Genomic DNA, 14,054 nt, shown 5'->3' with positions numbered 1-14,054 from the left:
ATAATCGCCGCGGCATTCTCGCCGCGGCGTAGCGTGGGTACTGATGGATACTGCTCTGAAACAGCGTCTGATCGGCGCGATCGTCCTGGTCGCGCTGGCGGTCATCTTCCTGCCGATGCTGGTCAAGGGGCCGGCCCCCGACAGCGGGGTTTCCGATGTGCCGTTGAAGGTGCCGGACGCACCCGAGGGACAGTACGAGACGCGCGAGCTGCCGCTGGTCACGCCCGACGGCGCGCCCGCCAATGGCGTCGTCGGCCTGCCCGCCGCGACCCCGGCGACTTCGCCGGATGCCGCCGCTCCGGCGGACCGCGGGTTGATGCCGGCGACGACCGCCGGTGGCAATTACGCGGTCAGTTTCGGCGCCTACGCGACCTCCGCGGATGCCGACGCGGTCATCGCCCGGCTCAAGCAGGGCGGGCTGCCCGGTTATCGTGAAGCCGCCACCGTCAATGGCCGCAGCGCCTATCGCGTGCGCATCGGACCCTATCCGGATCGCGCCATCGCCGAATCCCAGCGGCTGGAGGCGGTGAAAATCCGCGGTGACGTGAAGGCACAGGTCGTCGTGCTCGACGCCGGCGCCGAGACCGCCGCCTCCCCGGCCGCCGCGACGACCACGCCGTCCGTGGCCCAGGCGGCCGCGCCGACGCCGGCGGTCACCACGCAGGCCCTGCCGCCGGAGCCGGCCAAACCCGCACCGGCCAAGCCCTCCCCGGTGCCGGCCACCGCCGCCGCCACGTCCCCGGCCAAGCCCGCGACCGCGCCGGCCGAGAAGCCGGCGGCCAGGCCCGAGCCGCCCAAGCCGGCGGCCAGCAGTGTCGGTTTCGCCGTGCAACTGGGGGCGTTCTCCAAGGCCGCGGAAGCCAACGCGTTGCGCGACAAAGTCCGTGCCGGCGGCTTCAGCGCCTTCGTCGAGCAGGTCCGTACCGACAAGGGCACCCTCAGCCGCGTACGGGTGGGACCGGTCGCCAGCCGCACCGACGCCGATCAGCTGAAGGCGCAGGTGGCGGCCAAGTTCGGCATCAACGGCATGGTCCGTCCGCATCCCTGATGCCCGACGGATGCCGATGATCGACCTCGTGCTGGCCGCCGTCATCGGCGCGTCGGCCCTGTTCGGCCTGCTGCGCGGTTTCATCGGCGCATTGGCCTCGCTGCTGGCCTGGCTGCTGGCCGGCTGGGTGGCGTTCCACTATGGCGCGCAGGTCGCCGGCATCCTGGCCGAAGGCGGTACGCCGGGCGCGACGGAGCTGTTCGGCGGCTATGCGCTCAGCTTCATCGTGGTGATGATCGTGGTCGGTCTGGTCGGCTGGGTGGTCCGGCTGCTGGTGAAGGCGATCGGCCTGTCGGCGCTGGATCGCATGCTGGGGCTGGCGCTGGGACTGGCGCGTGGCGCGCTGATCGCGTGCATCCTGGTCCTGCTGGCCGGCTTCACCGATCTGCCGCGCGAGCCGTCCTGGGCGCAGTCACGGCTGGTGCCGGTGCTGCTGCCGGGCGCGCAATGGCTGAGCCGCTGGTTGCCGGAATGGACCGTATCGGAACTGGATTTGGGCTTCGGACCTCCGGCAGGCGATAATGGCGTCCTTCCCGCCTTGCCCCCGCCGCTGGACGAGACCGGCGCGCAGCAAGCTCCAGATTCCCCGCCAGCTTCGAACTGATCGAACCGGAGAGCGTCATCCATGTGCGGTATCGTCGGCATCGTCGGCCACCAGAATGTTGCCGGCCAGCTCTATGACGGGCTGACCGTCCTTCAACACCGAGGGCAGGACGCCGCCGGCATCGCCACCGCCGACGGCACGCGCCTGCGCGTGCACAAGGACAACGGGCTGGTCCGCGATGTGTTCAACGCCAAGGCCATGAGCGTGCTGGAAGGCCGGGTGGGCATCGCCCATTGCCGCTATCCGACCGCCGGCTCCGAGGGCATGGACGAAGCGCAGCCGTTCTACGTCAATTCGCCCTACGGCATCGCCCTGGCGCACAACGGCAACCTGATCAACACCGAGGCGCTGCGCCAGGAAGTGTTCGCCCAGGATCGCCGCAACATCAATACCGAATCCGACAGCGAAGTGCTGCTGAACGTGTTCGCGCACGAGCTGGATCTGCAGCGCACGCTGTCGCCGGAAACGGCCATCCGCGCGGTCGCCGGCGTGCATCGCCGCGTACGCGGTGGCTATGCCGTGGTCAGCGTGGTGCTGGGCCTGGGCCTGGTGGCGTTCCGCGATCCCAACGGGATCCGCCCGCTGGTGCTGGGCAAGCGGGAACACAACGAGGGCATCGAGTACATCGTGGCCTCGGAATCGGCCGCGCTGGACATCCTGGGTTTCCAGCGCGTGCGCGACGTGCTGCCCGGCGAGGCGCTGGTGATCACCGCGCGCGGCGAGCTGTTCTCCGAGATTTGCGTGGATGCCAAGCAGCATGCGCCGTGCATCTTCGAGTACGTCTACTTCGCCCGTCCGGATTCGATGATCGACAATGTTTCGGTGCACAAGGCGCGCATGCGCATGGGCGTGAAGCTGGGCGAGAAGATCCTGCGCCTGCGCCCGGATCACGACATCGACACCATCATCCCGATTCCGGACACTTCGCGCGACGCCGCGCTGGAAATCTCCAACGTGCTGGGCGTGAAGTACCGCGAGGGTTTCATCAAGAACCGCTATGTCGGCCGCACGTTCATCATGCCGGGCCAGAGCGAACGGGTGAAATCGGTGCGCCGCAAGCTCAATCCGATCCACCTGGAATTCCGCAACCGGGTGGTGCTGCTGGTCGACGACTCGATCGTGCGTGGCACCACTTCGCAGCAGATCGTGCAGATGGCGCGCGACGCGGGCGCGCGCAAGGTCTATCTGGCCTCGGCGGCGCCGCCGGTGCGCCATCCCAACATCTACGGCATCGACATGCCGGCGGTGGATGAACTCGTCGCGCACGACCGCAGCGTCGAGGAAATCGAGAAGCTGCTCGGCTGCGATTGGCTGGTCTACCAGGATCTCGAAGATCTGGAAGCGGCGGTGCGCGAAGGCAATCCGCAGCTGACCAAGTTCGATTCCTCCTGCTTCGATGGCGAATACGTCACCGGCATCGAGCCTGGCTATTTCGAGCGCATCCAGCAGGCGCGCTCGGACGAGGCCAAGCGCAAGCGCCGGGTGTCCTGAAGGCCGGGATGACCGGCCTGCGGCCGTTGAGAACCGGGATTGGGGATTCGGGATTGGCAAGGGCCGGGGCCGAACCACGTGAAGCATCCAGTCTTGTCTTGAGTGCCTTGCCGGCCAATCTGTTTGACGCCGCGCGGATCTGCCTGGACGCGGCGGTCGTCGATGACAAGGTGGCGCTGACCCGGCGATGCGCCGACGCATTCCGGCGCGGCGAACTCGCGATTCCAACGGAGACGTCGGCTCCCGATCCCATTCGCATGCCCGGACGGCCGCCGCGGCCGACGCTGGTGCATCCACGCGACCTGCCGCGCCGCGGCCTGGGCAATCCGCAGGGCAGGGCGGCCTTCATCCACGCCATCGCGCATATCGAGCTCAACGCCATCGACCTGGCGTGGGACGCGGTTTACCGCTTTCGCGGATTGCCGGATGCGTTCTACGCCGACTGGGTGGCCGTGGCGGATGACGAATCGCGCCATTTCGTATTGCTGCGCGATCGCCTGCGCGAGTATGGCCACGACTACGGCGACTTCGACGCCCACAACGGCCTGTGGGAAATGACCGAGAAGACCGCGCATGACGGCCTGTCACGGATGGCGCTGGTGCCGCGCGTGCTGGAGGCGCGCGGACTCGATGTCACGCCCGGGATGATCGTCAAACTGCGTGAGCTCGGCGACAACGCCACCGCCGACATCCTGGACATCATCCTGCGCGAGGAAGTCGCGCACGTCGCCGCTGGATCGCGTTGGTACCGCTGGTACTGCGAGCGCGCCGGCATCGATCCGCGGCGGCGATTCCGTGAACTGTTGAAGGAGTATGCCGGTGGTTACCTGCATGGTCCGTTCAATCTGCAGGCCCGGTTGCTGGCTGGTTTTGACGAGGACGAACTTCTCGCCCTGCAGGCGGAAGCTCCGCGCTGAGGCTGACGCGGGCTTGTCCGAGACGTTGTCGCTCCGGTTGCCGGGGCGTCGGCGGAACAAGCTCCGCTCTACGGGGCGAAGGGCAGGGATTCGAGAACCCAGTCGGTCGCGTCCACCCGCAGCACCGAACCCTGTTCGTACCAGTCACCCAGCACGATGCGCCGGCAGGCGCGTCCATCGATATCGAGATCGTGGAGGGCGGGACGGTGGGTGTGGCCATGGATCAGCGTGTCCACGCCGAACCGGCGCAGGGTCGCTTCCACGGTGGCCGGGGTCACGTCGGTGACGGTTTCGAACTGCGCGCGATCGGCCTTGATCATGCCCTGCTGACGCGCCTGGCTGGCGGCGCGGGCCTGCGCGGCGAACGCCAGGCGCGCGGCCAGCGGTTGACCCAGAAACTGCCGCTGCCACGCCGGATCGCGGGTCTGCGCACGGAACTGCTGGTAGGCGACATCGTCGGTGCAGAGCAGATCGCCGTGCATCAGCAGGGTCGGGCGGCCGTACAGGGTGACCACCGCCGGATCCGGCAGGATGCGCATGCCGGCGCGGCGGGCGAAGGCGTCGCCGACCAGGAAATCGCGGTTGCCGCGGATGAAATACACGGACACGCCCAGATCGACCACTTCGCGGATGCGGTCGGCCACGTAGGCACCGGTTTCGGAGGGGTCATCGTCGCCGACCCAGGCTTCGAACAGATCGCCCAGGATGTACACCGCCTCGGCCTGACGGCCCTCGCGATGCATGAAGGCGCCGAACAGTTCGGTGATCGCCGGGCGTTCGGCGTCCAGGTGCAGGTCGGAGATGAAAAGCGTGGTCATGGGGGAGGATGATAAGGCGGGGATTGGGGATTGGGGGGCACGGGCCATTTCGCCGCTGGAAGCCGAAGTTCAAACGGAACGGGCTTCCGGCGATCCTTTGGCTGCGCTCCGGATCCGGAATCCCGAATCCCCAATCCCCGCCGTCAAGGTAAAATCGCCCCATTCAGTTTGCCGAGTCCGTCCATGACCTGCCGTACCCGTTTCGCCCCCAGTCCCACCGGTTATCTGCATATCGGCGGTGCGCGCACCGCGCTGTACTGCTGGCTGGAAGCGCGGCATCGGGGCGGCGATTTCATCCTGCGCATCGAGGACACCGATCGCGAGCGCAGCACCCAGGCCGCCATCGACGCGATCCTGGAAGCGATGGACTGGCTGGGCCTGGACTACGACGAAGGCCCGATCTACCAGACCCGGCGCATCGACCGTTATCGCCAGGTCGCCGAGCAGCTCGTCGCCGATGGCAAGGCGTACTACGCCTACGAGAGCAAGGAAGAACTCGACGCCATGCGCGAGGCGGCGATGGCCGCCCAGCAGAAGCCGCGCTACGACGGCCGCGCCCGCGATCTGAACCTGCCGTACCGCGAAGATCCCAACCGGGTGATCCGGTTCAGGAATCCCACCGAAGGCAGCGTGGTGTTCGACGATCGCATCAAAGGCCGCATCGAGATCAGCAACAGCGAGCTCGACGACATGGTGATCTTCCGTCCGGACGGTTTCCCCACCTACAACTTCGCGGTGGTGGTGGACGACTGGGACATGCGCATCACCGATGTGATCCGCGGCGACGACCATATCAACAACACCCCGCGCCAGATCAACATCTACGAGGCGTTGGGCGTGCCGGTGCCGAAGTTCGCGCACATGCCGATGATCCTGGACGAGCAGGGCGCCAAGCTGTCCAAGCGCACCGGCGCGGCCGACGTGATGCAGTACAAGGACGCCGGCTACCTGCCGCACGCGCTGATCAACTACCTGGCGCGGCTGGGCTGGTCGCATGGCGACCAGGAACTCTTCAGCCGCCAGGAACTGATCGATCTGTTCTCGGTGGAGGACGTCAATTCCAAGGCCGCGCGGCTGGACATGGCCAAGCTGGGCTGGGTCAACCAGCACTACCTGAAGTCGGACGAGCCGGGCAGCGTCGCGCCGCATCTGGAGTACCAGTTGCGCAAGCTGGGTCTGGATGTCGACCGGGGACCGCGTCCGGCCGATGTGGTGGTGGCCATGCGCGATCGCGTGCAGACGCTGAAGGAAATGGCCGAGCGTGCCGCCGTGTGGTACCTGCCGCTGGAGACCTATGACGAGGCCGCGGTCGCCAAGCATCTCACCGCCGCCGCGCACGCACCGCTGGCCAAGGCGCGGGAGCTGCTGGCGCAGGCGGCGGAATGGACCGTCGAATCGGTTTCCGCCGCCCTGCACGACACCGCCACCGCGCTGGAAACCGGCATGGGCAAGGTCGCCCAGCCGATGCGGGTGGCGATCACCGGCACCCAGGTGAGTCCCGATATCTCCCAGACGGTCTATCTGGCAGGCCGCGAGCAGGCCTTGAAACGCATCGATGCAGCGCTTATCAAGACAGGCGGAGCGGCCTGAAACGAGGGACCCCATGCCCAAGACGCACAGTTGTACGGATCCGAAGCACCATGTCAGCGACGCGCGCGGTTTCGTGCGCGCGGTCGAGCACGCCTGCCAGGAACGCGGCCTGCGGTTGACGCCGATCCGTGCGCGCGTGCTGGAACTGATCGCCGATGCCGGCAAGCCGGTGAAGGCGTATGAACTGCTGGACTGGGTGCGTGCGACCAAAGGCGTGGGCGCGGATGCGCCGCCGACGGTGTACCGCGCGCTGGACTTCCTGATGGCGAATGGTTTCGTCCACAAGCTGGAATCGGTCAACGCCTTCGTCGCCTGCCATCATCCCAACAGCGCCCAGCATTCGGTGCCGTTCCTGATCTGCGATCGCTGCCACAGCGCGGTGGAGCTGGAAGACCGCGAAGTGGTCGATCAGCTCGAACGGCGCGCCAAGGCGCTGGGCTTCCAGCCGCAGGCGCAGACCCTGGAAGTGCACGGCCTGTGCGCCCGCTGCGCGGAAGCCGCCAGCGCGGATTGATGCATCGCCGAGTCCCTTGTGGGAGCGACGCAAGTCGCGATGCTTTTCACGTATCCGCTCATCGCGACTTGCGTCGCTCCCACAAGGGACATGCGGGCGTCATCCGGGTGATCAGGCCGTCGCCAGCTTGAGCCTCGGCGCGTTCTCGCGGATCGGCAGGTTGGCCGCGGCGGCCAGCAGGGCGAGTCCCATGTCGGCGTACCACATCAGCGAATAGTTGCCGAAGCGCTCCATCACCACGCCGCCCAGCCAGGCGCCGAAGAAGCCGCCGAGCTGATGCGAGAGCAGGGTCAGGCCGAACAGCGTGCCCAGGTAGCGCGGGCCGAACAGCTTGCCGACCAGGCCGGCGGTGGGTGGCACGGTCGCCAGCCAGGTGAAACCCAGCGCCGCGGCGAATACGTAGAAGGTGATTGGCGTCGGCGGTGACATCAGGTAGATCGCGATCATCACCGCGCGGCTGGCATACATCACCGCCAGGATCCACTTCATCCGGAAGCGCTGGCCCAGCGCGCCCGCCGCGAGACTGCCGGCGACGTTGAACAGGCCGATCAGCGCGATGGAAGCGGCGGAAACGCTGGCCGGCAGGCCACACAGCGCGATCTCGCCGGGCAGGTGGGTGACCAGGAAGGCGATGTGCACGCCGCAGGTGAAAAAGCCCAGATGCAGCATCCAGTAACTGCGATCGCGCAGGGCGATGCGGATCTGTTCGCGCAGGGTGATTTCCACGGCGGGCGGTGCGCCGTCGGAACTCGCGGCGGGCGCCGGCACCGCTCGCCGACGCAGCGGCCAGGCCAGTGGAATCGCGGCCAGCGAGGCCAGCGCCAGTCCGTACATCGCGGTGGCCCAGCCGGCGACGCTGATCATCATCTGCACCAGCGGTGCGAACACGAACTGTCCCATCGAGCCGCCCGCATTGATGAAGCCGGCCGCGAAGGAGCGCTTCTCCGGGGCCAACTGCTGTGCGGTGGCGCCGATCAGGATCGAGAAACTGCCCGCGCCCGCGCCCGCCGCGGTCAGCAGGCCGAGGGTAAACATCAGGCCCCATTGCGAGGTCATCCACGGCGTGAGGGCGAGGCCGATGGCCAGCAGCACCGCGCCCAGCACCAGCACGCCGGTCGAGCCGCGCTTGTCGGCGATCGCACCGAATACCGGCTGCACCGCGCCCCAGGTGAACTGGCCAACCGCCAGGGCGAAACTGATCGCGGCGATGCCGACGCCGGTGCTTTCATGGATCGGCGCGACGAACAGGCCGGTGGTCTGGCGCGCACCCATCGTGATCATGAGCGTCGCGGCGGCCGCGAGCAGCAAGGCCCAGGGCATGCGGGGAGTGGCGGTCATTCTGCGGTCTCCTGGGCATGCAGGCGTTCGGTCAGGGTGTCGAGATCGGCGTGCAGGCGGGAGACCGCGTCGGCGCCGAACGCCTCGTCGATGATCCGTTGCGCGCGCTGCCAGTGAGGGCGCGCCGCGTCCAGTCGCGCGCGACCCGCATCGCCCAGTTGCAGCAGGCGCTGGCGCGCATCTTCGCCACGCGTCTCCACCAGCAGGCCAGCGGCCAGCAGCGGCTTGAGGTTGCGGGTGAGGGTGGTGCGGTCCATGCCGAGTTCGTCGGCAAGGCTGCCGAGTGTGCGCGATGATTCGCCGGCCCGGCGCAGGATGCTGTACTGGTTGAGGCTCAGATCCACCGCCGCCAGTTCGTGGTCATAGATCTGGGTAACCCGGCGGGTCGCCCGACGCAGATGGAAGCAGGTGCAGGGGCTGCGGAAGGAGGACATGAGGCACGGATCCGGGGCGGAAATCGGATTATATGTGCATATGCACATAAATCAATGACCCACAAGGGCGTGGGAACCCCTGCGCCGTAGAGCGGAGTTCGCTCCGCTGACGCGATCGCTTGCGTGGGGAGGTCAAAGCCGCCGAACGAGCTCGGCGCTACAGGACAGCCCGATGCCACTTCCCAAACAAAACGGCCACCCTTGCGGGTGGCCGTGCTTCGCACAGGCGGAGAGAGGCCCGTCAGAAGTAGGCGCGGATGCCGAACGCCACGCCGCGGCCCGGCAGCGGCGAGAAATCGCGCAGCAGCGAGGTATGCGGGCGTGCTTCCTGGTCGGTCAGGTTGCTGCCATCCAGGAACAGTTCCCAGCTGGTTTCCGGCCGATCCCAGCGATACGCCAGGTGGGCGTCGACCAGGGTGTAGGCGGGGCTGGGCTCCTCGTTCCGGGCCACCTCATCCTGCTTGGCGTAGCGGACGGCGCCGACCGAGGCGCGCCAGCCGCCCAGCGACCAGTCGAGATTCGCGCCGAAACGGGTGGGCGCGATGCGCGGCAGGTTGCCGCCCTGGGCCAGATCGACCGCGTAGTGATGCGAGTGGTCGCCATGTGGAACGTCGAATTGCACGTTGCGCGTGCCACTGCCATCCAGTTCCGCGCGCACGGTGTCGCCGAACAGCCGCAGGTCCCAGGCACCGGCCGTATCGGAATCGATCAACTTGATGCGCGCTTCCGCTTCGGCGCCCTTGAACTTCGCGTCCTGCTGCGTCCACAGCCGCACCGGCAGGCCTTCCTCGATGCCGGTGTCGGCGAGATAGATGAAGTCCTTGAAGTTGGTCTGGTAGACGGCCAGCTTGAATTCGACGCGATCGGTATGCGCGTGCAGGCCGATTTCCGCGCGGCGGCTGCGCTCCTTGTCGAGATTGGCGTCGCCGATCTCCACCGACTGGGTGGCGACGTGGGTGCCGGCGGCGAACAGCTCCTCGTTGGTGGGCGCGCGTTCGGCGCTGTCCAGACCGAAGCGAAGATCGAACATCGGGCTGATGCGCCAGATCGCCGCGCCGGACAGGCTGGTCACGTTGAAGTCGCGTTCCGCATGGCCCGCCGGATCCAGCTTCACCTGATCATGGCGGCCGCCGAGCTCCAGCTTCCAGGGACCGAAGTCCTTTTCCTGCACCACGAACACGCCGAGCGTGTCGGTGACCGTCGCGGGGACGAAAGCTTCCTCGCCGATCGCGCCGAAATCGCTGCGCCCGTACTGCAGGCCAAAGGCGCCGCGCCAGCCGGCGAGTTCCTTCTGCACCGCTTCAAGGCGGAGTTCGCGTCCACGGTTGGTGAAGCGGGTGGCCGGCTGGCCGCCTTCCAGTTCGACGTGCTCGTAGTCGTTGTAGGCGCCACGCAGGTTGATCGCCTGCAGGAACGAAAACGGATCGTAGACGCCGGCCTTCAGATCGATGCGGTTCTGCACCATGTCGATGCGAACAGGACCTTCTTCCTCGTGCGGCTCCTCTTCTTCGCCTTCGTGCCCATGGCCGTGGCCGTCATCATGGACGTGCGCGCCGGCGGGAATGCCGTAGTTGTTGCGATAGGTGCTGGCGGCCAGGCCGAAGTAGGCCTTCTCGCCCAGCCATGTGGCGCCGACCGCGCCGGCGCGGGTGCGCACCGAGCTGTTGGGCAGCGTGCCCTTGGGTTGCGCTTCCTCGTGCGCATGATCCTCTTCGCCTTCCTCGTGATGTTCGAGGATGGCGTAGCCGGGGATGTCGTAGTCGTCGGTATTGCGGACCAGGCCATCCACATGCAGCACCCAGTCGCCGTTCACACCGTCCAGCCGGAACATGCCACTGCGTTCGTCGTTGACGGTGTTACCGCGCACTTCCATCCGGCCGCTGAAGGGATCCTCGGGCAGGGTGTCGGGCAGCCGGCCATCGACCACGTTGACCGCGCCGCCGATCGCGCCGCTGCCGAACAGCAGGGTGGCGGGTCCCTTCAGCACTTCAATCTGATCGGCCAGGAACGGCTCGATGGTGACCGCGTGGTCGGCGCTGACGGTGGAGGCGTCCATCGAACCGATGCCGCCGGACAGCACCTGCACGCGCGGTCCTTCCTGGCCGCGGATGATCGGGCGGCCGACGCCGGTGCCGAAGAAGGTGGTCTGCACGCCCGGCAACTTGGCGACGGTGTCACCGAGAGTGGCCGCCTTGCTGCGATCCAGTTCTTCGCCGACCAGGACCTCCACCGGTTTGGCCAGTGATTCCGTGCTGCCTTTCAGCGGCGATGCGGTCACCACGACGGCATCCAGATCGCGGGTATTCCGCTGTGGCGTGTCGGAATCGGCATCGGCGGCCATGGCCCCGCCAGCGGGGGCAAGGACGGCGAGCGCCAGGGCGCTGACCAGCAGGTGGCGGCGGGGCAGAGGGGATGGCTTCATGGAGGAGGTGGTCCGGTAGGGATGGAAAGGGCTTGACGAATGTTATAATATACCAATATCGAGAAGTCACCCCTCCCGGAAGTCATACTTGCCGCCATGAACGAACGTTTCCGCCGCCTGCTGGATCGCTTTGGCGCCACCGGTTCGATGATCTGCGCCATCCATTGCGCGCTCACTCCCTTCCTGCTGGCGGCGATTCCATCGCTGGGCCTGTCGGCGTGGCTGGGCGACGGGTTCGAGCGGGCATTCGTGGTGTTCGTGACCGTGCTGGGCTTGTTCAGCCTGCTCTGGGGCTATCGCCGACATCGCGCGTTCCGGGCGCTGGGCCTGCTCGTCGTCGGACTGGTCACGCTCTGGTCGGGTGTGCTGTACCCGCCGCTGCACGAGCCGGTGCTCATCCATGCCATCGTCATGACCCTGGGCGGAACCCTGGTCGGGCTGGCCCATCTGGTGAACCTGCGGCTGAACCACTGGCACATCCACGACGCCAGCTGCGCGCACTGAGACGCGCGGGCCAAGGCTTTCAGGCCCCGCTGTGATAGGCTTTGCGGCCTCGCGCACGGCCCCGCCCGGGTCGTTTCGCCAGCGCGGCAATTCAATGAATCAGGAGAACGACGATGGGCAAGGGTGACCGCAAGACCGCCAAGGGCAAGCGCTACGTGTCCAGCTACGGCAACGCGCGCAAGAGCGCCGTGGCCAAGGCCGGTGTCGCCGCGACGGCGACCGCCAAGAAGACTGTGGTGAAGGCCCCGGTCAAGAAGGCCGTGGCCAAGAAGGCCGTCGCCAAGGCTTGAGCCTTCCGCACCGGATCCGCGGATCCGGCCGCGGGAAAAGAAAACCCCGGTTCGCGCCGGGGTTTTTCTTTGCGCTTCATTCCGGTGCGGGTCGGCCCCGAGAGGCCGATCAGCGGCGGCCTTCGGCCAGCATGCGCGCGGCCAGGCCCGCCAGCACGGTGCCCATCAGCCAACGCTGCACGGTCTGCCACAGCGGGCGCTGGCCGATGAGCATGGCGATCGAGCCCGCCATGGCGACAATCAGGGCATTGACGCTGACGCTCACCGAGATCTGCGTGAACCCGAGCAGCAGCGATTGGGACAGCACGCTGCCATGGGCCGGATCGATGAACTGCGGCAGCAGTGACAGGTACATCACCGCGACCTTGGGATTGAGCAGGGTGGTGGCGAAACCCATCGCGAACAATTTGCGGGGACCGTCCCGGGGCAGGTCGCGCACCTGGAACGGTGAGCGTCCACCCGGTCGGATGGCCTGCCACGCGAGGTAGAGCAGGTACAGCGCGCCGCCGAGGCGCAAGGCGTCGTAGGCGTAGGGAACCGCCATCATCAACGCGGTGATGCCGAAGGCCGCGCACAGCACGTAGAACACGAAACCCAGGGCGACGCCGCCCAGCGAAACAAGGCCGGCCATCCGCCCCTGCGAGATCGACCGGGATACGAGGTAGATCATGTTCGGGCCCGGCGTCAGCACCATGCCCAGACAGATGAGGGCGAAAGTGGCCAGGGTGGAGGGTTCCGGCATGGTGGTGTTCTCTGGGAAAAGAAGCGTGGGACCCGCATCGCGGGCGATGTTTCTTCGTTCGCGCGGGTGAAGGGCGGAAGCGGATCTTCAGCGCACGCGCCGGCCGCCGGCATAGACGCCTGCCGTCAGTTCGCCGCCCAGCCAGTAGCTCAACTGCGCGGGCCGGGCGATGTTCCAGATCACGAAGTCGGCGCGCCGGCCCGCCGCCAGGACACCGCGATCCGCCAGCCCCAGTGCGCGTGCGCCCTGCGTGGTGACGCCGCGCAGGGCTTCTTCCGGGGTGAGCCGGAAATGCGTGCACGCCAGCGACATCGCCAGCCGCAGCGACTGCAATGGCGCGGTGCCGGGATTGCAGTCGGTCGCCACCGCCATCGGCACGCCATGGGTGCGGAATGCTTCCAGGGGAGGCAATTTCGTTTCGCGCAGTACGTGGAAGGCGCCCGGCAGCAGCACCGCGACCGTGCCGTGCCGCGCCATCGCGCGCACGCTCTCCTCGGAGGTGTATTCGACGTGATCCGCCGACAGGCCATCGAACTCCGCGACCAGCGCGGCGCCATGCCCATCGCTCAACTGATCCGCATGCAGTTTGACCGGCAGGCCGAGCGCGCGCGCGGCCTCGAACACCCGGCGGGTCTGCGCGGTGTCGAAGGCGATGCGTTCGCAGAACGCGTCCACCGCATCGACCAGGCCTTCGGCGTGCAGTTGCGGCAACCATTCGCAGACCGCATCGATGTAGGCGTCCGCGCGTCCGCTGTATTCCGGCGGCAGTGCGTGCGCACCGAGGAAGGTGGTGCGCACGGTGATGCCGAGCTGCTCGCCGATCCGGCGCGCGACCCGCAGCATCTTGCGCTCGTTGACCAGATCCAGTCCGTAGCCGGACTTGATTTCCAGCGTGGTCACGCCATCGGCGAGCAGCGCGCGCGCGCGCGGCAGCGACTGCGCCAACAGTTCGTCCTCGCTGGCGTCGCGGGTGGCGCGCACGGTGGAGACGATGCCGCCGCCGGCGCGCGCGATTTCCTCGTAACTCACGCCTTGCAGGCGCTGTTCGAATTCACCGGCGCGATCCCCGGCGAACACGGTATGGGTGTGACTGTCGACCAGGCCGGGTGTCACCCACTGGCCATCCGCCTGGACCCGCGTTGCGCGTTCATCATGGGGCGCCTGGCGATCCCATTCCGCACGGCTGCCGACGAAATCCAGCAGGCCGTCGCGCCAGGCCAGTACGCCGCGTTCGATGACGCCGTAACCGGCATCGCCGTTCAGTGTGATCAGATTCGCGTCCAGCAGGACGCCGTCGGAAGCATGCGGGGGAGAGGCGCTCATGCGGCCATTCTAGAACGCC

Annotated in this window: 14 protein-coding genes; 8 read left to right on the top strand and 6 right to left on the bottom strand. The window is 67.4% G+C overall.

The annotated features are described in order from the left end of the window. Window positions 1-43: 43 nt before the first annotated feature. The 4 genes from AC3DEZ_RS18385 to AC3DEZ_RS18370 all read left to right on the top strand — a co-directional run bounded on the left by AC3DEZ_RS18385 (window position 44) and on the right by AC3DEZ_RS18370 (window position 4,060). The gene (locus AC3DEZ_RS18385) at window positions 44-1,048 is read left to right on the top strand and encodes an SPOR domain-containing protein (RefSeq protein ID WP_488389524.1); all 1,005 of its coding nucleotides are present in this window, start codon (window positions 44-46) and stop codon (window positions 1,046-1,048) included. A gap of 16 nt (window positions 1,049-1,064) precedes the next feature. Next, on the top strand, window positions 1,065-1,652 hold the full coding sequence (locus AC3DEZ_RS18380) for a CvpA family protein (protein WP_488389523.1): 588 nt from the start codon (window positions 1,065-1,067) through the stop codon (window positions 1,650-1,652). 21 nt (window positions 1,653-1,673) lie between these two features. Then, window positions 1,674-3,143 (top strand): amidophosphoribosyltransferase, encoded by a 1,470-nt coding sequence (purF, locus tag AC3DEZ_RS18375; protein WP_488389522.1) that lies wholly within the window; start codon window positions 1,674-1,676, stop codon window positions 3,141-3,143. 98 nt (window positions 3,144-3,241) lie between these two features. After that, window positions 3,242-4,060 carry a ferritin-like domain-containing protein gene (locus AC3DEZ_RS18370; protein WP_488389521.1) on the top strand — a complete coding sequence of 273 codons (819 nt, stop codon included), beginning with the start codon at window positions 3,242-3,244 and terminating at the stop codon, window positions 4,058-4,060. 68 nt (window positions 4,061-4,128) lie between these two features. On the opposite strand, the gene lpxH is transcribed toward AC3DEZ_RS18370, so the two are convergent. Beyond that, complete coding sequence (gene lpxH, locus AC3DEZ_RS18365; protein WP_488389520.1) at window positions 4,129-4,878, bottom strand: UDP-2,3-diacylglucosamine diphosphatase; 750 nt, start codon at window positions 4,876-4,878, stop codon at window positions 4,129-4,131. A gap of 183 nt (window positions 4,879-5,061) precedes the next feature. On the opposite strand from lpxH, the gene gltX reads away from it, so the two are divergent. Both gltX and AC3DEZ_RS18355 read left to right on the top strand, forming a co-directional pair. Further along, window positions 5,062-6,468 (top strand): glutamate--tRNA ligase, encoded by a 1,407-nt coding sequence (gene gltX / locus AC3DEZ_RS18360; RefSeq protein ID WP_488389519.1) that lies wholly within the window; start codon window positions 5,062-5,064, stop codon window positions 6,466-6,468. A gap of 13 nt (window positions 6,469-6,481) precedes the next feature. Then, window positions 6,482-6,982, top strand: coding sequence for a transcriptional repressor (locus tag AC3DEZ_RS18355; RefSeq protein WP_192199269.1), 501 nt, complete (start codon window positions 6,482-6,484; stop codon window positions 6,980-6,982). A gap of 111 nt (window positions 6,983-7,093) precedes the next feature. Here AC3DEZ_RS18355 and AC3DEZ_RS18350 read toward each other — a convergent pair whose 3' ends face one another. The 3 genes from AC3DEZ_RS18350 to AC3DEZ_RS18340 form a co-directional block, all read right to left on the bottom strand. Next, the gene (locus AC3DEZ_RS18350; protein WP_488389518.1) at window positions 7,094-8,320 is read right to left on the bottom strand and encodes an MFS transporter; all 1,227 of its coding nucleotides are present in this window, start codon (window positions 8,318-8,320) and stop codon (window positions 7,094-7,096) included. Next, window positions 8,317-8,754 carry a MarR family winged helix-turn-helix transcriptional regulator gene (locus tag AC3DEZ_RS18345; protein WP_488389517.1) on the bottom strand — a complete coding sequence of 146 codons (438 nt, stop codon included), beginning with the start codon at window positions 8,752-8,754 and terminating at the stop codon, window positions 8,317-8,319. The genes AC3DEZ_RS18350 and AC3DEZ_RS18345 overlap by 4 nt, the downstream gene beginning before the upstream one ends. A 241-nt stretch (window positions 8,755-8,995) precedes the next feature. Beyond that, window positions 8,996-11,176 carry a TonB-dependent receptor gene (locus AC3DEZ_RS18340; protein WP_488389516.1) on the bottom strand — a complete coding sequence of 727 codons (2,181 nt, stop codon included), beginning with the start codon at window positions 11,174-11,176 and terminating at the stop codon, window positions 8,996-8,998. 96 nt (window positions 11,177-11,272) lie between these two features. Between AC3DEZ_RS18340 and AC3DEZ_RS18335 the strand changes: the two genes are divergently transcribed. Both AC3DEZ_RS18335 and AC3DEZ_RS18330 read left to right on the top strand, forming a co-directional pair. Further along, the gene (locus AC3DEZ_RS18335) at window positions 11,273-11,680 is read left to right on the top strand and encodes a MerC domain-containing protein (protein WP_488389515.1); all 408 of its coding nucleotides are present in this window, start codon (window positions 11,273-11,275) and stop codon (window positions 11,678-11,680) included. Window positions 11,681-11,793: 113 nt separating this feature from the next. Next, the gene (locus AC3DEZ_RS18330; protein WP_249888513.1) at window positions 11,794-11,970 is read left to right on the top strand and encodes a 30S ribosomal protein THX; all 177 of its coding nucleotides are present in this window, start codon (window positions 11,794-11,796) and stop codon (window positions 11,968-11,970) included. Between the two features lie 109 nt (window positions 11,971-12,079). On the opposite strand, the gene AC3DEZ_RS18325 is transcribed toward AC3DEZ_RS18330, so the two are convergent. Both AC3DEZ_RS18325 and hutI read right to left on the bottom strand, forming a co-directional pair. Then, complete coding sequence (locus tag AC3DEZ_RS18325) at window positions 12,080-12,712, bottom strand: LysE family translocator (RefSeq protein ID WP_488389514.1); 633 nt, start codon at window positions 12,710-12,712, stop codon at window positions 12,080-12,082. 87 nt (window positions 12,713-12,799) lie between these two features. Further along, complete coding sequence (hutI, locus tag AC3DEZ_RS18320; RefSeq protein WP_488389513.1) at window positions 12,800-14,035, bottom strand: imidazolonepropionase; 1,236 nt, start codon at window positions 14,033-14,035, stop codon at window positions 12,800-12,802. Window positions 14,036-14,054: the final 19 nt, after the last annotated feature.

It is taken from the genome of Pseudoxanthomonas sp. 134C1 (assembly GCF_057773065.1).
The sequence above is the reverse complement of the archived record's forward strand: the minus strand, read 5'-3'. Positions and strand labels throughout refer to the sequence as shown.